At 36.7% G+C, this 23,109-nt stretch carries 22 protein-coding genes; 15 read left to right on the top strand and 7 right to left on the bottom strand.

Annotation, left to right across the window (positions count from 1 at the left end):
- Positions 1–21: 21 nt before the first annotated feature.
- The gene (locus tag Q0794_RS02000) at positions 22–1,008 is read right to left on the bottom strand and encodes a tripartite tricarboxylate transporter substrate binding protein (RefSeq protein WP_298939820.1); all 987 of its coding nucleotides are present in this window, start codon (positions 1,006–1,008) and stop codon (positions 22–24) included.
- 704 nt (positions 1,009–1,712) lie between these two features.
- Between Q0794_RS02000 and Q0794_RS01995 the strand changes: the two genes are divergently transcribed.
- Complete coding sequence (locus Q0794_RS01995; protein WP_298939819.1) at positions 1,713–3,599, top strand: methyl-accepting chemotaxis protein; 1,887 nt, start codon at positions 1,713–1,715, stop codon at positions 3,597–3,599.
- A 279-nt stretch (positions 3,600–3,878) separates the two neighbouring features.
- On the opposite strand, the gene Q0794_RS01990 is transcribed toward Q0794_RS01995, so the two are convergent.
- Complete coding sequence (locus Q0794_RS01990) at positions 3,879–4,745, bottom strand: LysR family transcriptional regulator (RefSeq protein WP_298939818.1); 867 nt, start codon at positions 4,743–4,745, stop codon at positions 3,879–3,881.
- A 107-nt stretch (positions 4,746–4,852) separates the two neighbouring features.
- On the opposite strand from Q0794_RS01990, the gene Q0794_RS01985 reads away from it, so the two are divergent.
- The 12 genes from Q0794_RS01985 to Q0794_RS01935 all read left to right on the top strand — a co-directional run bounded on the left by Q0794_RS01985 (position 4,853) and on the right by Q0794_RS01935 (position 17,598).
- Positions 4,853–5,986: an S-(hydroxymethyl)glutathione dehydrogenase/class III alcohol dehydrogenase gene (locus tag Q0794_RS01985; RefSeq protein WP_298939816.1), complete on the top strand. Its 1,134-nt coding sequence runs from the start codon at positions 4,853–4,855 to the stop codon at positions 5,984–5,986.
- Positions 5,987–6,121: 135 nt separating this feature from the next.
- Positions 6,122–6,985, top strand: a complete 864-nt coding sequence (fghA, locus tag Q0794_RS01980) for an S-formylglutathione hydrolase (RefSeq protein WP_298939885.1) — start codon at positions 6,122–6,124, stop codon at positions 6,983–6,985.
- A 429-nt stretch (positions 6,986–7,414) separates the two neighbouring features.
- Complete coding sequence (locus tag Q0794_RS01975; protein ID WP_298939814.1) at positions 7,415–9,016, top strand: methyl-accepting chemotaxis protein; 1,602 nt, start codon at positions 7,415–7,417, stop codon at positions 9,014–9,016.
- Between the two features lie 413 nt (positions 9,017–9,429).
- The gene (gene slyA, locus Q0794_RS01970; protein ID WP_298939812.1) at positions 9,430–9,912 is read left to right on the top strand and encodes a transcriptional regulator SlyA; all 483 of its coding nucleotides are present in this window, start codon (positions 9,430–9,432) and stop codon (positions 9,910–9,912) included.
- 8 nt (positions 9,913–9,920) lie between these two features.
- Positions 9,921–10,979, top strand: coding sequence for an HlyD family secretion protein (locus Q0794_RS01965; protein ID WP_298939810.1), 1,059 nt, complete (start codon positions 9,921–9,923; stop codon positions 10,977–10,979).
- A 169-nt stretch (positions 10,980–11,148) separates the two neighbouring features.
- Complete coding sequence (locus tag Q0794_RS01960) at positions 11,149–12,177, top strand: DUF2955 domain-containing protein (protein WP_298939808.1); 1,029 nt, start codon at positions 11,149–11,151, stop codon at positions 12,175–12,177.
- Positions 12,178–12,425: 248 nt separating this feature from the next.
- The gene (locus Q0794_RS01955) at positions 12,426–13,430 is read left to right on the top strand and encodes a hypothetical protein (RefSeq protein ID WP_298939806.1); all 1,005 of its coding nucleotides are present in this window, start codon (positions 12,426–12,428) and stop codon (positions 13,428–13,430) included.
- A gap of 538 nt (positions 13,431–13,968) precedes the next feature.
- Positions 13,969–14,325: a ribosome-associated translation inhibitor RaiA gene (gene raiA / locus Q0794_RS01950; protein WP_298939804.1), complete on the top strand. Its 357-nt coding sequence runs from the start codon at positions 13,969–13,971 to the stop codon at positions 14,323–14,325.
- 445 nt (positions 14,326–14,770) lie between these two features.
- On the top strand, positions 14,771–15,154 hold the full coding sequence (locus Q0794_RS01945; RefSeq protein ID WP_298939802.1) for a hypothetical protein: 384 nt from the start codon (positions 14,771–14,773) through the stop codon (positions 15,152–15,154).
- A 3-nt stretch (positions 15,155–15,157) separates the two neighbouring features.
- A complete protein-coding gene (locus tag Q0794_RS01940) occupies positions 15,158–15,706 on the top strand; it encodes an ABC-three component system protein (RefSeq protein WP_298939800.1) in 549 nt (182 codons plus the stop codon).
- Positions 15,693–15,929 carry an ABC-three component system middle component 6 gene (locus tag Q0794_RS18265; RefSeq protein ID WP_366522484.1) on the top strand — a complete coding sequence of 79 codons (237 nt, stop codon included), beginning with the start codon at positions 15,693–15,695 and terminating at the stop codon, positions 15,927–15,929. The genes Q0794_RS01940 and Q0794_RS18265 overlap by 14 nt, the downstream gene beginning before the upstream one ends.
- On the top strand, positions 15,916–17,598 hold the full coding sequence (locus Q0794_RS01935; protein ID WP_298939798.1) for a DUF2326 domain-containing protein: 1,683 nt from the start codon (positions 15,916–15,918) through the stop codon (positions 17,596–17,598). The genes Q0794_RS18265 and Q0794_RS01935 overlap by 14 nt, the downstream gene beginning before the upstream one ends.
- Positions 17,599–17,728: 130 nt before the next feature.
- Here the strand turns inward: Q0794_RS01935 and Q0794_RS01930 are convergent, their stop codons facing one another.
- The 4 genes from Q0794_RS01930 to Q0794_RS01915 all read right to left on the bottom strand — a co-directional run bounded on the left by Q0794_RS01930 (position 17,729) and on the right by Q0794_RS01915 (position 20,611).
- Positions 17,729–18,025: an NAD(P)/FAD-dependent oxidoreductase gene (locus tag Q0794_RS01930; RefSeq protein WP_298939796.1), complete on the bottom strand. Its 297-nt coding sequence runs from the start codon at positions 18,023–18,025 to the stop codon at positions 17,729–17,731.
- 193 nt (positions 18,026–18,218) lie between these two features.
- Positions 18,219–19,034 (bottom strand): class III extradiol ring-cleavage dioxygenase, encoded by an 816-nt coding sequence (locus Q0794_RS01925; protein ID WP_298939794.1) that lies wholly within the window; start codon positions 19,032–19,034, stop codon positions 18,219–18,221.
- A gap of 98 nt (positions 19,035–19,132) precedes the next feature.
- Positions 19,133–20,080: a glutathione S-transferase family protein gene (locus tag Q0794_RS01920; RefSeq protein ID WP_298939792.1), complete on the bottom strand. Its 948-nt coding sequence runs from the start codon at positions 20,078–20,080 to the stop codon at positions 19,133–19,135.
- Positions 20,081–20,161: 81 nt separating this feature from the next.
- Positions 20,162–20,611, bottom strand: coding sequence for a DoxX family protein (locus Q0794_RS01915; RefSeq protein WP_298939790.1), 450 nt, complete (start codon positions 20,609–20,611; stop codon positions 20,162–20,164).
- 160 nt (positions 20,612–20,771) lie between these two features.
- On the opposite strand from Q0794_RS01915, the gene Q0794_RS01910 reads away from it, so the two are divergent.
- On the top strand, positions 20,772–21,005 hold the full coding sequence (locus Q0794_RS01910) for a hypothetical protein (RefSeq protein ID WP_298939788.1): 234 nt from the start codon (positions 20,772–20,774) through the stop codon (positions 21,003–21,005).
- Positions 21,006–21,085: 80 nt separating this feature from the next.
- On the opposite strand, the gene Q0794_RS01905 is transcribed toward Q0794_RS01910, so the two are convergent.
- Positions 21,086–22,297, bottom strand: a complete 1,212-nt coding sequence (locus tag Q0794_RS01905) for an NAD(P)/FAD-dependent oxidoreductase (protein WP_298939786.1) — start codon at positions 22,295–22,297, stop codon at positions 21,086–21,088.
- Between the two features lie 109 nt (positions 22,298–22,406).
- Between Q0794_RS01905 and Q0794_RS01900 the strand changes: the two genes are divergently transcribed.
- Positions 22,407–23,009: a histidine phosphatase family protein gene (locus tag Q0794_RS01900; RefSeq protein WP_298939784.1), complete on the top strand. Its 603-nt coding sequence runs from the start codon at positions 22,407–22,409 to the stop codon at positions 23,007–23,009.
- Positions 23,010–23,109: the final 100 nt, after the last annotated feature.

Here is a 23,109-nt window from a genome sequence, read left to right as displayed (position 1 = left end):
CATCTTATTAATACCGGAGGATTATCGACCAAATACTTCTTTAATTAATCCTTTATATTGTTCGTTAGTTTTGCCTAAGAATTTACTGAAATCTTGGTCATTTTGGTAAGCATTGTCCCAACCATTGCGTTTCAGTGCTTCTTTCCATTCAGTTGTTTTAACCATTTTCTGTAAAGCATCACGCCAATATGCAACGGCTTCTTCAGGCATATCTTTAGGGCCAAATAGACCACGCCAGTTTTCAAACGTAACGTTAATGCCTTCTTCTTTTACCGTTGGAATATCCGCGATTAAGCCACTGCCAATACGCTTGTCTGCCGTTTGTGCCAATGCATGTAATTTACCACTTTCAACAAGCCCCGCTACATCGCCTAAACCAGTAGAGATAAGGTCAACATGACCGCCCAACGCTTGTGCTATTAAGCTACCATTTTGAAAAGAGATGTAATCAATATTACGAAGATTCTCAACACCCGCAGCTTTAGCGACTAATAAGAATTGAATGTGATCCATCGATCCTGCGGCAGATGTGCCACCAATCTTGACCGACTTAGGATCTTTTTTAAGTGCGTCCATGACTTCTTTAATAGTTTTGTACTTTGAATCTTCTGGTACCACAAAAGCAGCATAGTCAGTGATAAGGCGTGCAATAGGGGTTGTATCTTTATAACTGTACTGAGTCAGCCCCGTTAGATTCGTTAGCAAAATAGGCGGAGAATATACTGAAATAAGATCACCTTTGCCTTTTTGAGTTTGCATGTAAGCTAAGTTAACAGCACCACCACCACCGGGACGATTCACCACAGGCATATTCGCATCAACAATACCTGTATCCTTTAACACTTTACCTACGGTACGAATGGTTAAATCCCAACCGCCACCAGCCCCTGAAGGCGCAACCATATTAATAGTATGAGGAGGATAATCTGCTGCCATCGCAGAGTTAACCGAGAGAAGTGTAGTGGTTGCAATCACGGCACTTGTTAAAAGCTGTTTTAATTTAATCATCAACTTACATCCTTTGCTTATTTCCTAAATATAAAAAGTATTGAGCGAATAGCTCTTACCCTCGTTTTATTTTTATTATCAGAATAGATCCTTTGTAAAAACCTAATATTCATTGATGCGTTAAATAAATGTATTTTATTTGTTAAATGAATGAACTGATTTTGTAAGCATACTGATAGGCTAATAATGGAAATGTGAGACGAGACAATTAAACGCGATGAATCAATGGCGCTTATGGTTTTTATGGTGTTAATTAATTATTTATAAAATAAAATTATATTTTTTATACTTTAAAACAATTAGTTAGGGTTACATCAGAGGGGGCTAGACATAAATAGAGAACGATTAAAGGACGATCTAACATACGCAATATTGTCATAACTTATGATCAGGTTAACGTCTTGGATATTTCCGCAAAAATAATTAAAGCGATAAATGATAGATAATTAGCATAAAGAATCTAAATGATATCAGAGTTAACATTATCTATTCGCTTAGCTGTAAATCGTTTATAAAAATTCAAAAATCACTTTCAATTTCTCCAATAATATTAAGTAATTTCCATTCGATTGATATAAGACCGTAAATTACTCATAAAGAAATAGCTAAATATTATTCGGACGAACATATTTATTTCGTTTATCTGCAAAAACACAGCTATAGTGTTGGCACTTCATATCAATTTTTTACAAGGAAAATGCCTAATGAGTGTTAAGTTAAAAATGATGTTATTGATGGGGTCGTTAATCACCATCGTCGTTTTAATGATATCCGTTGTTGGATTTATAAATTTCAAATCAGAATCAGTGAACACTTATGATCGTGGTTTAAAAAATGATGCGATGGTAATAGGTAAAGCGGTAGAACAAAAAATCGGTCGCACATTTGATGTTCTTCATGCCGTTGCAGCAGAACTCGCGATTACGAGTGATGAGAAAATAGATGAAGTAGCAACCTTAAAATCACTTAAATCCATTGCAGATAACTTTGATGTTCTTGGCGCACATATAGGCATGAAAAATGGTGATATTTATGCTTCGTTAGCAAATGGTTTTGTCCCTAACGTTAATGCAAAAGAAATGAAACGTGAATGGTATGTCCGTATTTTTGAAGGTGAAAATGAGGTAATGACCAAGGTTTACACTAACGGTGAAGGGAATTCAGCTATCGCGATGTCTGTACCTGTTATTAGAGAAGGTAAACGTGTTGGATTACTTGCCGTTAATATTGAAGTTAACTCAATCGCTAACTTTGTTAAGGGATTATCGGATAACTCGCAAATATACGTTTCTCGTGAAGATGGGTATGTTTTAGTTGCTAAAGATGAAAAGCTATTAGGCGATAACCTGTTTGTTTCACACCCAAGTTATGAGCCTCTCAAGAACTTAGATAAAGCATCTTTAAATTATCATTATGAGGGTGAGAATTACTTTGTTGCATCATCAAAAATGGAGAATTTAGGCTGGAATGTATGGGCTTGGGATTCACAAGAAAACATCAATGCTGCCTCTAATGATAACTTATATACCAGTCTCATCATTGCTTTCATCTTTATCGTCATTGCGCTAACGATTACTTACGCCCTGATTATTAAGCTAATGTACTTGCCAATCGGTGGAGAGCCTAAAGCTATCGAGAATATTGTCCAAAAAATAGCAAATGGAGACCTTTCCCTAAACGCCGAAACAACGGGAAATGAAACAGGTATTTATAAAGCCGTCCTCGCTATGGTTACACAACTAAAAAACACAATCAGTGAAATTAATACAACAAGTACAGCGGTAAATGACTCTTCTGTACGGATTGAAAATTCAGCGAATGGCGTAACAGAAACGACGCAACAACAAATGCATCAATTAGATCAAACAGCTTCAGCGATGAATGAAATGACAGTCACGGTATTAGAAGTTGCTAGAAATGCACAACAAGCTTCATCTTCAGCAAATGAGGCTAAACAGCATTCAAAAAATGGAATGACCGTTGTAAGTGAAATGAATAGTGATATCAGTTCATTATTAAGTGGTATTGAAGATGTGCAAGTCGTTATTAATAAACTCGCTCAACAGACTGATAATATTGGTAGCATTCTTGACGTTATTAAAGGAGTGGCAGATCAAACTAACCTGTTAGCACTTAACGCAGCTATTGAAGCAGCTCGAGCCGGAGAACAAGGTCGAGGCTTTGCGGTAGTGGCCGATGAAGTACGTAACTTAGCGAATAGAACACAAGAAAGTACTGATGAAATTCAACAAGTGATTGCTAACTTACAAGCAGAAGCTGGCCGTTCAGTACATTTAATGGAAGCGAATTCAAAAAGTGCAGAAGCAACAGCCACTAAATCTAATGAGGCTAATTTAGCATTGGAAGCTATCAATACCTCAGTAGAAGAAATTCAAGATATGAATAATCAAATTGCTACCGCAGCTGAAGAGCAAACGGTCGTCGCTGAAGAGATCAATAATAGTATTGTCACTTTAAACGATATGTCTAAACACACATTCGATAATGCTGAAAGCAACTCAACAATGGCTAAGGGTTTAAAAGATTCAGCCGCTTCATTAAACCGCTCAGTAGAGAGGTTTACCCTTTAATTATATTCGTTTGGTATAGTAGCTTGGCTATAGCAGCTTGGTTATAGTAATTTGGCTATAATAGCTGGCTTATAGTAGCTTGATTATAAATAGTAGCTTGATTATAAAATTTAGAGCTTGTAAATAGTTCTGTAGCGACACTCTTCCCTTGGACTGTCGCTATTTTTTTAGCTTTAATATATAAGCTTTAAAATACAACTAATCATATTAAATAAAATCTAATACCACTTTTCTCTCTATTATAATCACCAACAACAGCTCACTTAATTAATGACAATGTTATTGTAAATGTTCCGCAAGGTGATCAATCAATAGCCTTATCTTCGGTGACAAATAGCGATTCTGAGGATACACCGCCCATATCCCTTCCGCAGGTTCTCTGAACTGATCTAAAATCGTCACTAACTGACCTGACTCTATATAGGATTGCACGTAGTAATCAGGCAATTGCACAATACCAATATCTTTTAGGGCGGCATCAACTAGGGCGAGTCCACTATTACATCGTAAATTCCCTTTAACTCTAATGTTCTTCTCTTTATTTTGCTCCGTGAAACGCCAATAGTCGCGTGTTCCTAATAAACAGTTATGATGTTTAAGCTCAGACAGTGAATGTGCTTCACCGTGTTTTTGTAAATAGTGTTCAGACGCACAAACAAAGTTAGATCGTTGACTGAGTTTTTTGGCTATTAGGCTTGAATCTTGTAACTGCCCTAGGCGAATAGCAATATCAAAACCCCCATCAATTAAATCAACTCGGTTATTGGTTAACTCCGTTATCACCTCAATATCACTGTTCAATGCCACAAAATCATTAATTAATGGCAAGACTTTCTGCTCTCCATAAGTGACAGGTGCCGTTAGCTTTATTTTACCTTGTGGTTTACTTTGTAGGTTGGTGACGGCTTGCTCTGCAGTATCTAGCCCATCTAACAAATGACGGCAATGTTGATAAAACAACTGCGCTTCCTGTGTTAGCGAGACTTTACGTGTGGTACGGTAAAATAACTTTACCTGTAGGCGTTTTTCTAATGCAGTGATTTGACGACTCACCTGTGCAGTAGAAATATTGAGATTTTTGGCCGCTAATGAAAAGCTGTTAGTTTCAGCTACTGCCACAAATTCGTTGATGCCTTGCCACTTCATTGTTACCACCTGGTAAAAGTAATTTTCATTTTAGGTAGATTATCATTAATACAGAAACAAATATAATAGACCTATTAAAATGCAATACACACATAACTGGAGTAGATATGACTGACAAATTTATTAAATCAAAAGCCGCGGTTGCTTGGGGTCCAAATCAACCATTAGTAATTGAAGAAGTTGATGTAATGCTGCCTAGAAAAGGTGAAGTACTGGTTAAAGTAATCGCCTCTGGTGTCTGCCATACCGATGCATTTACATTATCAGGTGAAGATCCTGAAGGTTTATTTCCAGTTATTTTAGGCCATGAAGGTGGTGGTATTGTTGAACAGATTGGCGAAGGCGTGACGAGTGTGAGCGTCGGCGATCATGTTATCCCACTTTATACTGCTGAATGTGGTGTCTGTAAGTTCTGTACTTCAGGTAAAACGAACTTATGTAGCGCAGTACGTGAAACGCAAGGCCGTGGCGTGATGCCAGATGGGACTAGCCGCTTCTATAAAGATGGTCAACCTATCTTCCACTACATGGGTTGTTCTACATTTTCTGAATACACAGTATTACCAGAAATTTCATTAGCTAAAGTCAATAAAGAGGCACCACTTGAAGAAGTGTGTTTATTAGGTTGTGGTGTCACAACGGGTATGGGCGCGGTATTAAACACGGCTAAAGTTGAGAAAGGCGATAATGTTGCCGTCTTTGGATTAGGCGGTATTGGTTTATCAGCCATTATCGGCGCGAAAATGGCCGGCGCAAATAAGATTATTGGTATCGATATCAATGAAAGTAAGTTTGAACTAGCTAAACAACTCGGCGCAACCGATTGTATTAACCCTAAAGACCATGACAAACCAATCCAAGATGTGATTGTTGAAATGACTGATGGCGGCGTTGAATACTCGTTTGAATGTATTGGTAATGTTGATGTGATGCGCAGTGCACTTGAATGTTGTCATAAAGGCTGGGGTGAATCAGTGATTGTTGGTGTTGCTGGCGCGGGTAAAGAGATCTCTACACGTCCATTCCAATTAGTCACAGGGCGAGTCTGGCGTGGAACAGCATTTGGTGGCGTTAAAGGTCGTTCAGAGTTACCAGCCATTGTTGAGCAATACTTAGCAGGCGAATTCAAATTAAGTGATTTTATTACGCACACCATGCCACTTGAAGATATTAATAAATCGTTTGATTTAATGCACAGTGGTGAAAGTATCCGCAGTGTTATTCACTTCGACCATAAATAGTGTGACCTGATTAGCCAGATTAAGCGATACAAGCTTAATCTGGCTACATTTCAAATTAAGCCATTTTCAATACGAGTAATAACTCCAACTGAACGGCTTACATTCAAACTAAATCACATTTATAGGGACAACATGATGATCCTTGAAAATATCAGCAGTAATAAACTATTTGAAGGTTGGCATAAACAATACACCCATTCTTCAAGTGTACTTAATTGCGAAATGCGCTTTGCTATCTATTTACCGCCACAAGCAAACAGCAGTAACCCAGTACCCGTTATGTATTGGTTATCAGGCTTAACCTGTAGCGACGAAAATTTTATGCAAAAAGCTGGCGCACAAAAGTTAGCGGCAGAATTGGGCATAGCGATTGTTGCACCAGATACTAGCCCACGCGGCGAGAATGTGGCTGATGATAAAGATAAAGCTTACGACCTTGGTTTAGGGGCTGGTTTTTACCTGAACGCGACACAAGCACCATGGAATAAGCATTATCAAATGTACGATTACATCGTTAACGAATTACCGCAATTGATAGAAGCTAACTTCCCAGTGACTAAACAACGTGTGATCAGCGGTCACTCAATGGGGGGGCATGGCGCATTAACCATTGGTTTACGTAATCCTGATTTATACCAATCAATCAGTGCATTCAGCCCAATCTGCAACCCTATTAATTGTGCATGGGGACAAAAGGCTTTTAACGCTTATTTAGGTGATAATATTGAAGACTGGAAAGCCTATGACAGTTGTGAATTATTAGCACAACAAGAAAAGCATCAACCAATTTTAATTGATCAAGGTAGTAACGATTCGTTCTTACAGGATCAGTTAAAACCAGAAAATTTAACCGCTATTGCGAATGTTAATGCTCAATTAAATGTGTTTCAGCTTAATATACGTGATGGATATGATCACAGTTATTATTTCATCAGTAGCTTTATTGAATCGCACTTACGATTCCACGCGGCCAATTTAGGTTTAATCAAAAACAATTAAAGTCCTATCTTTAAAGCCGATAGAGTGAAGGCAGCATGTGTCTTCACTTACTTTAATCTTCATTTCAAATAATTCATCGATACATAAAAGCCCGTCATATACGATTAAAAAAACCACCCTCAAATATTCGAAAAGCAACACCTTATCAACAATAATCACATGGTATTTTACTCATCTGCTCATTGCCAAACCAGTTAATGGACCTTTTTTGAACGGTTCGTGCGATTTTTATACATAATCTTGCTATTTATTTGCTCTTTATTTGGAAAATATAGCTCACACTTTATAGGTAGTAATGCTACAGTCGAAAAGTCACTTTCCACAATAATGTTTATACTATAAGGATTTAGTTTGAATTTATTTAGAAACCTAACGCTATCATTTAAAATTTCCAGCCTTGTCATACTACTGTTGTGTGCCCTGCTATTTATGTCAATTAACCTGGTTACCAATAGTCGAACGATCGTAGATAACGTCACATTAGATTCAGATATTCGCATGTTTTATACAAGCGTTAATAATAAATGGAAAAACGTTAACAAGTCTTACCAACTATCTGAAGATATAGGCATGTTATTTTCAGCAAAAGCAATCGAACAAGAAGACTTAGAAGATACCACCAATCAAACAAAAGCACTTATTGATGATTATGCCAACAGCTTATCGATAACCAGTGAAGCGTTGCACAATGAATGGAATACGACACTTGAACTAGAAGACAATAAAGGGCTTGTCCAAGTGAGAGATCAACTGATAAAAGAAGTACGTCAGCTTAATAAAGCATTATCTACTCTGACGGATGCTTGGTTAACGCAAGCAACTTTTGTCGTTCGAAAAAAAGCAGAAAAAGAAGTCTCCCAAGCTTTTGTACCTATTAACGACAGCATTAATAACATCAACGATATGCATGACACATTAGTCGCTTTACGCTCAGAAAGAATAATAGCGGAAGAAAATAAAATCGAAGTTCAATCAACTATTTTAGCTATTAGTATTTTTATCATTGTTATTATTGTTTCTGTATTAATGCTCAGAAAGCTCAAAAAAGACTTATCTTCTATTGTGTCAGTGACCTCTTCTTTAGCTAAAGGAGACTTAAGCAGAACCATTGAGGTTGGTGAGAATAAAGATGAGATTAGCGAAATTAAAAGATCGGTTTTCACCATGACAACCAACTTACAAACTATTTTTAAATCCGTTATCTCATTAGCCAATAACTTAGATACCTCAACCGATGGTTTACTCAGCGATAATAAACAACGTATTAATGATGCTGAGTTTCAACGCTCACAAATGGCTAAATTATCAAACTCAGTAGATGAGTTATATGCTGTGTCGACACAACTTTCTGAACATGCCGATAATGCAGTTTCAAAATCAGACGGTGCTATTGAGTCGGCACAAAAAGGCAAAGAAATCGTTAACGCGACGATTCATTCCATTGAAGGGTTAGCGGGCGAGATTGAAAACTCTGTCACCGCGATTCAACAACTCGATACTGAAGCCGATAACATTACGAATATTGTTGAAGTGATTAAAAGTATTGCCGATCAAACTAACTTACTCGCACTAAATGCAGCGATAGAAGCTGCTCGAGCAGGCGAACAAGGTCGTGGTTTTGCCGTTGTAGCAGATGAAGTAAGGAATTTGGCAAAACGAACACAAGATGCTACAGGTGAAATTCAATTAACACTAGAAACGCTTAAACGCAGTACATTAAGTGCCGTATCAGTAATCAATCACAGTCATAGTAAATCATTAGAAAGTGTTGAATATGTGTCAAATACGGGCCATGTCATCGATGAAATTAATGTTTCTGTTGAACAGATTAAAGATATTTCTAAAGAAACGTCAGCCGTCTCATCTTTGCAAACTAATACATTGGATGAAATTCAAACCAACGTACGTGATGTTAACCAAGTGGCCGAAGAAAATAGTAACCGAGCACAAGTCTCCATGGCATCAGCTTCTTCACTCTCAGATCTCAGTAAAGAACTACTGACTTCTGTCAGTTACTTTAAATTAAAATAGTGCTTTTATTACCTATAAATCCTTTAAAAGCAAAAAGCTAACATGAAGCACTAACAAAAAAGGTCATCGAGACGCGGTAATAAAAACGGTGCGGCTATAAATGATGTATGGCTGGGCGTATAGCTGTAACTGTAGGGCTAGATACAAATTAACAGCCATTATTTTGTATCTAGCCCTTTCTTTGTAACTCGAAAAATAACGAGTGACTCACTAATAACGCTAAGCTCTGAATCAATAGGGCTAACACTTAATCAACTTCAATCAACACAATAACCTTCACCCCCTATTCATTTAAAGCATTTAAACCATAATCTTCTATTTGCTATTTACTTAGCGTGCTAAGTAAGTAAAATACTTAGCACGCTAAGTAATAGCTGATATTTTCAATGACATAAATTCAATAGGTAAGATAAATGCCAAAAGACATAGAGCAATTAAAGGAACTATCGCTAGCTGAAGACTTCGGACGCTTGTATCGCATGTGGCGTAATGTTATCGATATTGAACTGAGCCCATTGGAATTAACTTACCCACGCTGGACCGCACTTTGGAAGCTGTTACGTTTGGGTGGCAACGTGAGTCAAAAGGTCCTAGCTAACGCATTGGAAATAGAAGTTTCCTCGCTAATGCGCACCTTAGGGCAATTAGAATCACAAGGGCTGATTGAGCGCCACGCTTGTCGTAAAGATAAGCGAGCAAGAATTGTTACGTTAACGAAAACCGGTAAGGTATTATTAAAAAAAATAGAAGCTCGTATTATTGAAGTGCGTATTGAATTGCTGGATGGCGTCAGTATGGATGAGCTCTTTGAGCTTGAGCGAGTAATAAACATCATTGGCGATAATGTAAATAAAAAATTAAAGATATCAGATAAATCAACAACCGACCTTATATGAGAACGAACATGACACCAGAACAACAATTTTCCCGTCTAGTAAAAATAGCGACTTTAGGCTTCATTCTGATCTTCGGATACTTCTTATTGGCCGACAATACAATCCCTTTAACACCACAGGCGATGGCTACTCGAGCAGTCACTAAAATAACACCGCAAATTAGTGGTAAAATTCAAACAATACGCGTCATCAATAATCAATCTGTCCAAAAAGGTGATTTATTATTTAGAATAGATCCAGCACCTTATCAACTAGCCTTTTTAGAAGCTCAGTTAGCATTAGAGCAAGCGAAACAAGATAATGCCGAACTAGATGCATCGATATTAGCGGCAGAAGCGGACATTAAAGCAAGTCGAGCAACAACCAAACAAAAGCGTAGTGAAGCTAAACGACTTGACTCATTATATTCAAATCATGGCGTATCACAGCAACAAAAAGACCAAGCAGATAGTGATGCAACGACAGCAAATGCAAATTATTTAGCTGCGAATGCTCGTTTGAAAAAGCTAAAAATTAATCGAGGAAGTCATGGTGAAGGTAATTTAAAATTGCGTCGAGCTGAAAATAACCTAGCACAAGCAAAACTCAATTTATCTTACACAGACGTACACGCAGACCAAGCTGGCGTTGTCACGAATCTACAATTAGAAGTCGGTAGCTTTGCCACTGTAGGCCAACCTCTACTCGCGGTCATCTCGAATAAGGTTGATATTATTGCTGACTTTAGAGAAAAAAACCTTCGAAATGTAAAAGCAACTTCTTCTGCATTAATTGCCTTTGATGGTGTACCGGGTCTTTTATACCCTGCAACAGTAAAAAGTATTGATGCAGGTGTGAGTGCAGGGCAATTTAATGCCGATGGGCGTTTAGCAGAACCAGAAGAATCAACTCGATGGGTACGAGATGCACAGCGATTAAGACTGCATTTATCGTTAGATGATTTATCAACTCCTAGCTTACCTGCCGGAGCAAGAGCCACGGTTCAATTATTACCTGAGAATGTGTTTTTTAAGTTCTTCGCCACTAGCCAAATTAAGCTAATCAGCCTTCTGCATTATATCTATTAACTCTGTATTTATTAGCCCTGTAATTTATTAACACTGTATGTATTAGTTCTTTATTTATTAAAGCACTAACCATCATTAATAATCACTAAACGATAAGCAACCTCTCATAGCTAACGAGTAATGAGAAGTTGCTGTTTTAAAACGCTCTGTTTTAAATAAGGTAATTAACATGTCAACGAGATATAACCCGTTATCTGCAAACGATTTACGTCAATGTATACGTATTACCACGGGTGCAACCATTGGTTTTACATTATGTAAGCTATTTAATTGGAATTATGGCATATTTTTTACCATTACACCGATGCTATTACTGGGTTTAGCCCCTGTAATGAGCGCACATGCAATGCGCCAAATAATTGCGTCATCTGCCATGGCTATTATTGAAGTAGGTCTATTAACTACTTTATTAGGCGGCTTTCCAGGCATGATGATTCCGGTGGTTTTTTTATTGTTTGTCTATCGTTTTATTGCAATGTCGAAAGGTAATTCATTTCTATTTGGTGCCTTTGGTGTGGTCATGCTAAGCATCATGCTGAACTTTGCTAGCTATCCCGATACTGATTTAAACAACTTATTATTCAATAATTTTTTCGCAACTTTATTATCAGTCGTCATCGCTTATTTAATGATGGCGCTCTTTCCTGATGTTGAACCTAGAACACCCAGGGGATCTAGCCCTAAAGCGCCACATCGAATGCGTCATGAAACATTATTAGGCGCAACAGTCGCAACCGTCTCATTTATTGCCTTTCAAGTTTTAGACTTACAAGACTCATTATCAGCGCAAGCAAGCACCATTTTAATTTTGTTTCCAATGCATTGGAATGGTGTGCTCGACACTGCGCGAAAACGCGCTATCGGGACTATACTGGGGGTATCTGTTGGGGTTATATGCCAATTTATACTTTATGATTGGTCGCATTTATTACTCTTAGTTATCCCATTATTATGGATAAGTATTTTCTTATTTAGCCAATTTCATTTACGAGAAGGCGGTGGTTCCAGTATCGGTTTTGGCGCAATGACCACCTTAGGAATACTTTTTGGACAGTATTTAAATGCAGATAATGATTTAATATTCAGCGCTATGTATCGAATAAGTAGTATGACAGTCGCCATTATTTTAACGTTATTGTTATGCCATACGGTACACCTATTGTTAAACCGATTTGAGTCAACGCGCTTTGGTTATTGAACACAATAATAACCTTATAATATTGGTACCTTTATGCCCTTCATTTCTCGAATAAAAGAGGCATATAAGATATCTATTCAATAAAAAGCAATGACATATTGGTTTTTTGATATAAATATTAAAAGGATGAAATTATTTATTGATAGCATGGGTCTTTTTGCTAGATGAGTGAACCTTACAGGTTTGAACTACGTATTAATTTTTAATAAATATAATAAGTTTTAAATAAATATAATAAGGTTTCTCAGATGGTAAAAGAAATTCCGTTGCGTTTAGGTGAAAAGGTAATGCCTGAAGCGCCAAAGGTTTTACTGAGTAATGGTAATTACTGTATTCCTCAACATTACTTAACCTACCACCATACTTTACAGAGTGTGGAAGCGATTATTTGTGATATTGAATATGATCCTAGATATGTTGTTTTTGCTGCCCAAGACCTAGGCGATATTTATATTCAAGTCGGTGTTGTCGGGCATGATAACTACCATAAAAAATCATCACAGAAACCAAATCAAGAAAAATTATTATTCGGTCGAAAATGGCGAGTAGAAAAAGAATTACCAACATCAGAGATTATTCAAAGTGTTTTCTTAGCCATTAAAAAATCACGCGAACATGAAGTTAGAGAATTATTTAAACTAACACTCAATGACAGCACAACAACCCCTTTTAATACACATATTGATTTACCGTTAATGGCAGAGTTCTATGAAAGCAAAAGCGATGAGAGTGAAGAACACACAATAGAACCTGAAGCAGAAATACAAATAAGCACTCAAGAAAACATTAATAATATACTTGAAAAAATCACCTACGATCATAGCCACTTAAGCCTTGATGACGTGCAACAACGTCCGAACGGTCTCTGGTTAGTGGATATAAAAGTGCACCAAACTGAGCGTAGTACATTATCTGAAATGACTGATGTAACACTGTATTTAATGCTTGAAACGATATCTTTAAACACATTAAGTCGTGCTTTAATGGACGAATTTGTACGTCTCAGCGATTTACAAGTAGACAAACATTTCAATTATAAAGGCTTTCATCGTTTTGACCCGACTATCGACATTGCAGAGATTGCAGACTTATCTCAACAAAGCCGTAAACATGAATTAGCAGCACACTTTGCCAGCGAGTTTTCTAAAACGAATCAACAAGTGGATTTAACGCGCATTCCTCTTGTAAAAGCAGGTGCATTAGCACAAAAACACAAACAGATTATCGAGCAGTTTCAATTACAAATGCAGTAAGTTTTTACCGATAAATGAGCTTTACACCAGTTAAAGCTTGTTTATCGGCTTTTTATACAATTGTTTTGCATGAACTGTTTTGCATGAACCTAACCAAGTAATACTTTATTCCTCCCCAAGAACCTAAATACTCTGCGACCAACCAAAAGTTACGATTCAGTCGTTAGTTCAGCCACCGAGATAAGGCGTAACATGAAGACAATGGCGAGTTATTTTAAAAGGCAGTAAAGCGGCGTTATGTAGTGGTCAAGCCAACTTTAAAATTAAAGCCGATCGCTTAAGTGTATTCAAACGGAGATAAGCTATAATCCTTAAATAATTTAAGTCGCTTTACCGAAAAATGGGATAGGTAGCGACAGGTTTGTAGTTAAGTTACTTAACACATCACTATGGGTACTATGTTAAATAATGTGGGCGTATAGTAGGATAAGACAATCTATTTATTTGATTTCTAATAATATATGTTGGTATTTGTATAGAGATTTTATTTATGCAAGTATATAGTTGTAATGCACGTTAAATCTATTAAGGGCAATCTATGAAAATAAATACTTCCGGTCACCATGTTGAGATTACTGATAGCATTAAAAAGCACTTAGAAGAAAAATTCGCTAAAGTATCTACTCACTTTCCTTCGCTTATCTCGCTAGATATTATCATTTCCAAAGAGCACGGTGAGTTTAATGTTGAAATTCGCACCAACTATGAAGGAGCCAGCCTTGCTGCTAAAGGTAATGATCCTGTTATGTACCCTGCTATTACAAGTGCCGCTAAAAAATTAGATACCGTATTAAAAAACCGTAAAGGTCAATTAAAAGCAGATTTACATGAAAAGCCTGAATTAATTGAACCAGAAAGTACGGATGAAGTAGAAGAAGAGACTAACTTAAATTAATCCTACTCGATTAAACAACCATCTTAAAACGCAGCTTTCGCTGCGTTTTTTTGTTTGGGTACCATAAAAAGGTCACAGAGCCTTCCATTTTACCTTTTTACCTTTTTACCTTTTTACATAGCTAGCCTGTTTTCTAAAAAATGATGTTGGTGATTATTCTCTAACTAAGTGGTTAAAATTAGTTGCCCACTACACTTTTCATATATAGCCATCTTCAATGACCACAATAAAAATTTGTTGCAATAAATCAAATGGAAGTAAATAAAGAGGTAGACTCACTTGTATAATTTCAATATTTCCCATCAATTACTTTATAAAAATATAATCAAAAAACAACATGGACGCTGTGATCAATCCTATATATCTTAAATACTTAATCGCAATGACTAGATTAAAATTAATATAAACATATAATATATTTTTCTCTATTCTCATATGGAACATTATGACTGAATTTACCAATTTTTTTAGCTCTCCTAATGGCGTAGCCATTGCTTGGGTATTTACTGTAATTGGTGGCTTTTATGGATTAATACAAAAAAAACAAGCAAACGCAATAAAAGTTAAATATGAAATATTAGACGCTTCTAATAATGAGCTTAAAATTCAAACAACTAAAATAAAACTAGAGTGTGAATCGTTGAACGCCTCTAATAATAAGCTTCAAATACGTAACGAAAACCTTACAGTTACCAATACCACCCTTGAACAAAAAATAATCCAAGCAGAAAATAACGATATTCATGACAACTATCAGGAAGTAACCCAGACTGGTAAGAATAATGTCAATCAGGGTGTTGTTAAGGGCGATGTAAGCATCGAGCTATAGCCTATGTCCGGAAATCAAATAACAGTACAGAAAGTAGAAGGTGATTTAATCACAGTTGAATCACCAGAAATAAATGTCGATTCAATTATCAATCTTATTATTAATGAGATTATTTCGATATCCGTGAAAATTGATCTGCGGGACCGTACATTCCCATCTACGATTTTAAAAAAAATAAAACACAATGATCTAGGAAGAAATAAAAGAATTATTCAACAGTATAAATCTTCTTCCTCTCATATTGAGAAAGCATATGCCACAGTCGACCAAAATATAATCAATGGTAAACAATCCGCATTGCTGATGCTTAATGAAATGTATTTTAATGCATTAGAAAAATACCAAATAGATCCATTTGATGTAGACATGGCTAAGATTCGAGAACATGCAGATGATATCGTTGATAACGTCATCAAACAGTTACGTAAGTTTGTTTATAAATCTGCAAATGTTCCTCCATACAAAGAGCAAGTTCAGCTAGGTATTAACATTGTTGTCGCTCACGCGTTTGTCGAATGTTTAATTTTGGAGAACCCAAATGCTACCAATTAAAGGGAATCATCCAGAAATAAACATTTTATACATTGGAGCGCAAATCCTAAAAAAATTGAATGATCGCAAGAACAAGCGCATCAAGACGACCTTGCTATTTAAGACATTAAGTAAAGAGTTATCAGTATCAATTGATCACATTATACTAGCGCTAGATTGGCTCTATATTATTTCAGCCATTAATTACAATGACACAGAGGTTTTCATCAATGAAGCTAAATAGATTTTTTCTGGAAATTGATGGAAAAACTGTTCGAGATATCCCATTTAATGACGAGCTAAACATAATTACTAACGATAAAAACTCTCTTTACGCGGGAAATAGTGTTGGTAAGTCGACACTTGGAAGAGTTCTAGATTATCTATTTGATGGCTCAATTAACCCAATATATATCGATGATGAGTTTCAAACACCAAATGCTGAAATAAAAGACCTATTCACCAATAGCATCGTATATGCGACATTGGAGTATTTAGGTGTAGACAATAAAGATAGTGTTTTAAAAAGACGTTTATCTACAAACACTGAATTGCAAAGCTATTCTATTAATAGCAAAGAAGTTAGCAAGAAAATATACACTTCTCATATTATGCAATCAATCTTTAATGTGTTCTCTGAAAAGCCAACCCTACGGAAACTAGCGCCCAAATTTTTAAGAACCAATCAGCATAGAATGCTTCATACAGTAAAATTTGACAATGGTAGAGGCATTTCTAAATCAGACATCAATACTGTATTTTTATATCTATTCAACTTCAACGACACTGAAATCCTAACCAATATACATAAATTGAAGCTTGCTATTAAGAGGTACAAGGATCAATTAAGCTCTTTTAGTAGTGTTATCTCAGAACAAAAAACTGTCGCCTCCATAACTAAGATTAAAAAAGAAATTAGAATATTAGAAAAATCATTACTATCTACAGATAAAGATGTCGATAAACTTAAACTTGTCAGCGATATAAATGATATTGATGATAAACAAAACACACTATCAGAATCGATCTTATCATTAGAATTAAAGATAAAAAATATCCTGAAAACTAATGAGATACTCCATAGTGAAGACCAGTGCTACCTAATTGATGAACTTCGTGCAGTTTACGAATATGCGAATGTTAAAATTGAATCTGTGATGACTGACTTTAGTTCATCTTTAGACTTCCATAATCAACTTCTGAGCACAAAAAAAGAGTTTGTATCTACTGACCTAGCAGCTTTGCAACAGAAGCAACGTGAGTGCACTATTAAGTTTGAAAAATTAAAACCTAAAAAAGAAGCCCTTTTCGCTGAACTTAAATCCAAGAAACAAATTGAAGACATATCGGAAACAGTTAAGAACATCGGTGAGCTTTCTAAAGAACTGATAAAGCTTAGTGCTATCATTGAACAAAAAGACACAATTGAAACAAAATTCAATGATAAAACAGACTTACTTACAGATCTTTCTAGTGAACTTAAAAGTGAACTTAGTAACGTAGAAATTTTTGAAAAATCATTAATTAAGAATTTCAAAAAATACACGAAAAAATTCTATGGTGTCGAATATAATTTCAGTCTCAATTTAAATAAAGTTAAAGGTGACTGCTCCCCTACTGTTGACGATGTAGAGTCTAACAATGAAGGTGGCCTAAAAAGGCTTGAAGTGATTACATTCGATATGTCATACATAAAATCTGTTGGTGATACAAAGTCAGCAAGGCCAAATTTTGTTCTTCATGATTCTATTGATGATATTGATGCCCAATACATCAAGAAGATGTTTGATGAGTCGATAAAACTGTCTGGTCAACATATTCTATCGATGCTTTCAGACAATATTCCAGATGATAAATATAGAAAACACATAATTTTAAAGCTGTCTCAAGGTGATAAGTTCTTTACCGTTTAAAGGACTCAAGCACACAAAACTTTCAAACGAAGACAATCTATTTCATTTAAATACAATTGGTTAGCAATAAAAACCAAAAAGATTGTCTTCGTTCCATTCAAAACGTCTTCGCTTTAATAGATCGAATACACTACACCTCTTGCCCTGCAGCACCAGCACCATGCAAAGTTAAAGCCTCCAAGCCTGTCACATCCATTGCTTCTCCGACAAAATATAAGCCTTTAACCGATTTATATTCCATGTTTTTAGAGGAGATAACATCAGTGTCAATACCGCCTAATGTCACTTCGGCTGTTCTGTAGCCTTCGGTGCCATTGTTCAGTAGTTGCCATTGCTGGAAGAGTTCAACCACTTGTAATAGTTCTTTTTCATTAAACGGTTTTAACGGGCGGCTTTCGATTTCAGCGAAGCCTAATAAACATTCCACAACACGTTTTGATAAATGGTGCGATAAGACTGTTTTTAACGCTATTTCATGCCATTCGGGTCAGGTCTTTCATTTTGCATTACTTAGTATTTTAGCCACATATTTATAGCTTTCTAACTCGGTTTGTGACCCAAAGCGCCTCAGTGAACTATAAATTTAAGTCCAATTTTTCAACCTAAAAAATTTTGTATTTTTAAATATCTTTCGATTGATTACACCATACAAATGCACTTGATTGTTTGTTAAGGATAGTGACTGTTTCATGCTCATCACAGACCCGACCTGCCAAACCGTAACAAACATGTAATGGCAATAAGTGTTCTTCACGGGGGTGGCAATAACGAGCATGAGGTGCTTTAAACCAATTTATCATTCTTGTATTTCGTTCTGTTTCAGATAATTTTTCATCACTTAGACTGGCATGTAACCAATGTTCGAACTCATGGTTTTTCTTCTGGCTATCATTTGTATTGGCTGAAAAGAATTCCCGCATATTGTGAAATGAGAAACCAGAGCCAATAACCAAAAGATTATCATAATCAAGTGATTGCAATGCTTTGCCGATGGCTAAATGTTGTTGGGCATCTAGATTATTCACTAGTGAAAGCTGGATGCTAGGAATATCAGCTTCTGGATACATCAGCATCAATGGCACATACAAACCGTGATCATAACCCCGTTGATAATCTAATTTTACTGGTATATCCGCTTGTTTTAGGGCTTGTTGGACTTTTACTGCCAACTCGGGTTCCCCAGGACAGGGATATTGCAACTGATAGGTTGCTGCTGGAAAACCAACATAATCATAGATCATTTTAGGTTTTACGTTGGCGGTAATGGTCGCCACTGCCTCTTCCCAATGTGCGCTAATCAACAAAATGGCACTGGGTTTCTGTAGTTTATTAGCCAGTGACTTTAAGTATGTCACTAGTTTCGTATGGCGAGGATCATTAAGCAGCGGCATTGGACCACCGCCATGAGAAATAAAAGCGATATTTAGATTGTTCATTTTTTCTCCAAGCCGGTTTAGGTTTAATGACCCGATTTATTAAATAACAACACGGCATCGTTTTTCTTATTCGAAACAGAGGTTATCAAGACCAAAGGTTAAAGAGCATGAGGTCCAATAGGGACTATGCCACCAGGATTTAACGCTTTGATAGAATAGTAACCCGCTTTGATATGATCTAAGCTTACTGTTTCTGCAATGCCATCAAGTGCTAAAATGCGTTGCATATACTCATGTAATAAAGGCATCTCTTTGATTTGATTGCGATTACATTTGAATAAACCATAATAAGCGGCATCAAATCGTATTAGTGTGACGAATAAACGAATATCACTTTCGGTAATATTGTCACCAAACAGATATTGAGAGCCATCGCCAAGACGCAACTCAAGTTTGTCGAGCATAGTAAACACGTGATGATATGCTTCTTCATAAGCGGCTTGTGTTGTTGCAAACCCAGCCTGATATACACCGTTATTAAGTTGCTGATACAATTCTGTATTGAGTGCTTCAATATCATTAGCTAATTCATCAGGAAAAAGATTCACCTGATTAGGCACTAAATCGCTAAAGGCCGTATTAAGCATACGTATAATATCAGCAGATTCATTATTGACTATAGTATGATTTTGCTTATCCCATATCACTGGAACGGTTGCTCGTCCGGTAAAGTCTGGGTCAACCTTAGTATAGATTTGATGCATAAATTCAGCGCTATTGATGACATCTTCACCTGCGCCATCAAATCCACCAAACTGCCAGCCTTGATTGCCAAGCGTCGGGTTTACTACAGTGATATCAATCATCTCTTGTAAACCTTTCAATTGGCGTACCATTAATGCACGTGATGCCCAAGGACAGATCAAAGCAACATATAAATGATATCGCCCTTTTTCTGCTTTAAAACCACTCTTACCTGTTGGACCTGCTTGACCATCCACGGTGATCCAATTACGAAACGATGAAGTTTGACGAATAAAACGACCTTGCTCATCTTTTGCTTGTACTGGTTGCCAATTATCAGTCCATTTACCATTGATTAACATAATCGTTTTCTCACTTTTATTTATTTAAAATTTCACCACGAACTTGCCTTAGTATTAGTATTAGTATTTAAAAGAATCAGATTAACGGTTTAATTTTTTGAAAATTAAATTATCAATACTGAAACGACCGCCACCTTGTACAGCGATGGCAACCAGAACAACAAAAAGGGTTAACCCGTATTCATAACCGTTGTTCGCAAGAAATAAACCATTACCAATATGGACTGAAAAGATAGCAATCAACATGGCGAATGCGACCACTACTGCCGCTGGGCGTGTAAACAATCCCAATAATAGTGCCAAACCACCAAAAAACTCAGCACTACCCGCGAGTACTGCCATTAAATAACCCGGTGTGAGCCCTATACTTGCCATCCATTGACCAGTGCCGTCTAAGCCGTAACCACCAAACCAAGCGAATAATTTTTGTGCTCCGTGCGCGGCTAAAATCAAACCAATAGGCGCTCGAAGTATCAAGCCAGCGAATCCAGCATTGGATTCAAATATTTTGTTTGTTAGTGAAGTATTCATTGTTTGTTCCTCTATCATTGTTTGGATTGTGTTAGTTGTATATGGTCCCATGCGTTTGGGATGCACAGACTTTACTATCAACAAAAATAAAGAGTAAGATAGTAAATAAGAAATAACTAACAACATAACGTTGATAATAGCGTTAGAGGTGAAATTAATAATGGATAGAATCGACGCCATGCGTGCATTTGTATCGGTAGTAACGGAAGGTAGTTTTAGCCGTGTGAATAAAATTCAAACCGACTGGATGAGCGCAGACGAACCAACACTCAAAAAACGTCAGAAGTTCAGCGCTTACCTTTTACCTAAAAATGAGTTTAACGTGAAAGCGAGGATCAATTTACTTATCAACTATGCATTACCACGGAGGACCGTGGGAACGAGTGATATTTAAAAAATTATTTACAGAATCAAAAAGCAGGATGAATCCTGCGCCCCAAAAAACTCATAGCCACTTTATTGTGACAACAAAAACTAAACTTCTTGCCCTGCAGCCCAACCACAACTCCAGCACCATGCAAAGTTAAAGCCTCCGAGCCAACCTGTGACGTCCATTGCTTCACCAACAAAATATAAGCCTTTAACTGATTTACATTCCATGGTTTTAGAGGAGATAACATCAGTATCTATACCACCCAATGTCACTTCGGCTGTTCTGTAGCCTTCGGTGCCATTAATCAGTGGTTGCCATTGGTGGAAGAGTTCAACGACTTGTAAGAGCTCTTTTTCATTAAACTGTTTTAACGGGCGGCTTTCGATTTCAGCGAAGCCTAATAAACATTCCACGACACGTTTTGGTAAATGGTGTGATAAGACTGTTTTTAAAGCTATTTCAGGACGATCTTGTTGTGTTTGATTAAGTAGTTGGCTTAGATCTTCACCTGGTAAAAGGTCAATTGAGATCGTATCGCCCGCTTGCCAATAGTTAGAGATTTGTAAAATAACTGGGCCACTTAAACCACGATGTGTGAATAAAAGTGCTTCACTAAAACTCATTGGGTAGTCTTTCTTTGTTGCATTCTTCTTGATGGAAGTCGCAGTGGCAGGAAGGCTTATACCTGAGAGTTCTGTTAGCTTGTCTTTTAATACAGGTTGTAATGTAAAAGGAACCAGCCCTGCACGAGTTGGTTTAACGGGTAGATTGTATTTTTCAGCTAATTGATAAGCAAAAGGCGTTGCGCCTAGTTTAGGGAGAGATAATCCCCCTGTTGCTACCACTAATGACTGACACTCGAACTCACCCTGCGTTGTGTTGACGGTAAAATGATTGTCAGCTATTTGCTGATGTTCCGTTACTTCACATTGTGTTTTGATGGTGACGTTAGCGGCTTTCGCTTCATCTAATAACATGCCTACAATTTGTTTTGCGCTATCATCACAAAATAATTGCCCATGGTCACGCTCATGCCAAGCGATATTATGTTTGTCCACCAGCGCAATAAAGTCCCATTGTGTGTAACGGCTTAGTGCTGATTTTACAAAATGCGGATTAGTACATAGGAAGTTACTTGGCTCAACATATAAGTTAGTGAAGTTACAACGCCCTCCTCCACTCATTATTATTTTTTGGCCAATGCGTTTTGCATGTTCAATTAATAATACTTTACGTCCGCGTTTACCCGCTTCAATTGCACACATTAAACCAGACGCACCTGCGCCAATAATAATCACATCAAAACCAATCACATTAACCACCTAAAAGCTTGTAAACAACCGACTAAAAATTATCGCATAGGATACACTATTTGCTTTTTTTAGGTGCTAATATTAGTGCTCATTTACGTTAGGGGTAACGATGACTGACTTATATTTAATTCGCCACGGTGAAACCTTATTTAATCAACAGGGTTGTTTTCAAGGACATTCAGATAGTCCATTAACCGAACTTGGTCAGCAACAAGCTTTACATTTAGTGAGTTACTTTGATTCTATTCCATTACAGCAACTTTATTGCAGTGATTTAGGTCGAGCAATCACTTCTTTAGCGCCTCTCTCAGCAATCAAAAAATTACCGGTACAAACTTGCCCTCGATTACGAGAAATTAGTTATGACTATTTGGACGGACAAGCTAAAAAGCAATTAACGGAAGAAGATAGACAGAAGTTAAATCGTTTATTTTCAGGCGAATTAAACTATCGAATTGGGAAAGGTGAAACGTTAGCAGAAGTACAAATGCGGTTATTTAAGAAGATAAATGAAATTGAAACGTCGCACTCTGGTCAATCTATTGCGGTGATGACGCACGGTTTATCAATTGTGATGTTAATTAAACAGATCTTACACATTCCGGTAGATGCCCCTCGCCAATTTAATATTCATAATGCCAGTGTTTGTCATTTATCATTTAAGTCTGGAAAGTGGCTATTACAAAGTATTGAACGCAATGATCTTTTTTAAAGGTAATCGATTAATAGTAATAAGTTAATAGAGAGACATTAATGCAGTTTTTTATTTAGCTTTTTTATTTCGTTATTTTTATTCATCTTATTTTAGGCAT

Origin of the sequence: uncultured Psychromonas sp. (genome assembly GCF_947489755.1) — a bacterium.
In the GTDB taxonomy this organism is placed as follows: domain Bacteria; phylum Pseudomonadota; class Gammaproteobacteria; order Enterobacterales; family Psychromonadaceae; genus Psychromonas.
The sequence above is the reverse complement of the archived record's forward strand: the minus strand, read 5'-3'. Positions and strand labels throughout refer to the sequence as shown.

What these genes read in the sequence shown, in the direction of transcription:
- Q0794_RS01990 (WP_298939818.1), bottom strand. Translation starts at nt 4,745, where the DNA reads ATGAAGTGGCAAGGCATCAACGAATTTGTGGCAGTAGCTGAAACTAAC.
- Q0794_RS01940 (WP_298939800.1), top strand. Translation starts at nt 15,158, where the DNA reads ATGTCCGGAAATCAAATAACAGTACAGAAAGTAGAAGGTGATTTAATC.
- Q0794_RS01915 (WP_298939790.1), bottom strand. Translation starts at nt 20,611, where the DNA reads ATGAATACTTCACTAACAAACAAAATATTTGAATCCAATGCTGGATTC.
- Q0794_RS01945 (WP_298939802.1), top strand. Translation starts at nt 14,771, where the DNA reads ATGACTGAATTTACCAATTTTTTTAGCTCTCCTAATGGCGTAGCCATT.
- Q0794_RS01960 (WP_298939808.1), top strand. Translation starts at nt 11,149, where the DNA reads ATGTCAACGAGATATAACCCGTTATCTGCAAACGATTTACGTCAATGT.
- Q0794_RS01965 (WP_298939810.1), top strand. Translation starts at nt 9,921, where the DNA reads ATGACACCAGAACAACAATTTTCCCGTCTAGTAAAAATAGCGACTTTA.
- Q0794_RS01935 (WP_298939798.1), top strand. Translation starts at nt 15,916, where the DNA reads ATGAAGCTAAATAGATTTTTTCTGGAAATTGATGGAAAAACTGTTCGA.
- fghA (WP_298939885.1), top strand. Translation starts at nt 6,122, where the DNA reads ATGATCCTTGAAAATATCAGCAGTAATAAACTATTTGAAGGTTGGCAT.
- Q0794_RS01995 (WP_298939819.1), top strand. Translation starts at nt 1,713, where the DNA reads ATGAGTGTTAAGTTAAAAATGATGTTATTGATGGGGTCGTTAATCACC.
- slyA (WP_298939812.1), top strand. Translation starts at nt 9,430, where the DNA reads ATGCCAAAAGACATAGAGCAATTAAAGGAACTATCGCTAGCTGAAGAC.
- Q0794_RS01975 (WP_298939814.1), top strand. Translation starts at nt 7,415, where the DNA reads ATGTCAATTAACCTGGTTACCAATAGTCGAACGATCGTAGATAACGTC.
- Q0794_RS01920 (WP_298939792.1), bottom strand. Translation starts at nt 20,080, where the DNA reads ATGTTAATCAATGGTAAATGGACTGATAATTGGCAACCAGTACAAGCA.
- Q0794_RS01910 (WP_298939788.1), top strand. Translation starts at nt 20,772, where the DNA reads ATGGATAGAATCGACGCCATGCGTGCATTTGTATCGGTAGTAACGGAA.
- Q0794_RS02000 (WP_298939820.1), bottom strand. Translation starts at nt 1,008, where the DNA reads ATGATTAAATTAAAACAGCTTTTAACAAGTGCCGTGATTGCAACCACT.
- Q0794_RS18265 (WP_366522484.1), top strand. Translation starts at nt 15,693, where the DNA reads ATGCTACCAATTAAAGGGAATCATCCAGAAATAAACATTTTATACATT.
- Q0794_RS01955 (WP_298939806.1), top strand. Translation starts at nt 12,426, where the DNA reads ATGGTAAAAGAAATTCCGTTGCGTTTAGGTGAAAAGGTAATGCCTGAA.
- Q0794_RS01925 (WP_298939794.1), bottom strand. Translation starts at nt 19,034, where the DNA reads ATGAACAATCTAAATATCGCTTTTATTTCTCATGGCGGTGGTCCAATG.
- raiA (WP_298939804.1), top strand. Translation starts at nt 13,969, where the DNA reads ATGAAAATAAATACTTCCGGTCACCATGTTGAGATTACTGATAGCATT.
- Q0794_RS01900 (WP_298939784.1), top strand. Translation starts at nt 22,407, where the DNA reads ATGACTGACTTATATTTAATTCGCCACGGTGAAACCTTATTTAATCAA.
- Q0794_RS01985 (WP_298939816.1), top strand. Translation starts at nt 4,853, where the DNA reads ATGACTGACAAATTTATTAAATCAAAAGCCGCGGTTGCTTGGGGTCCA.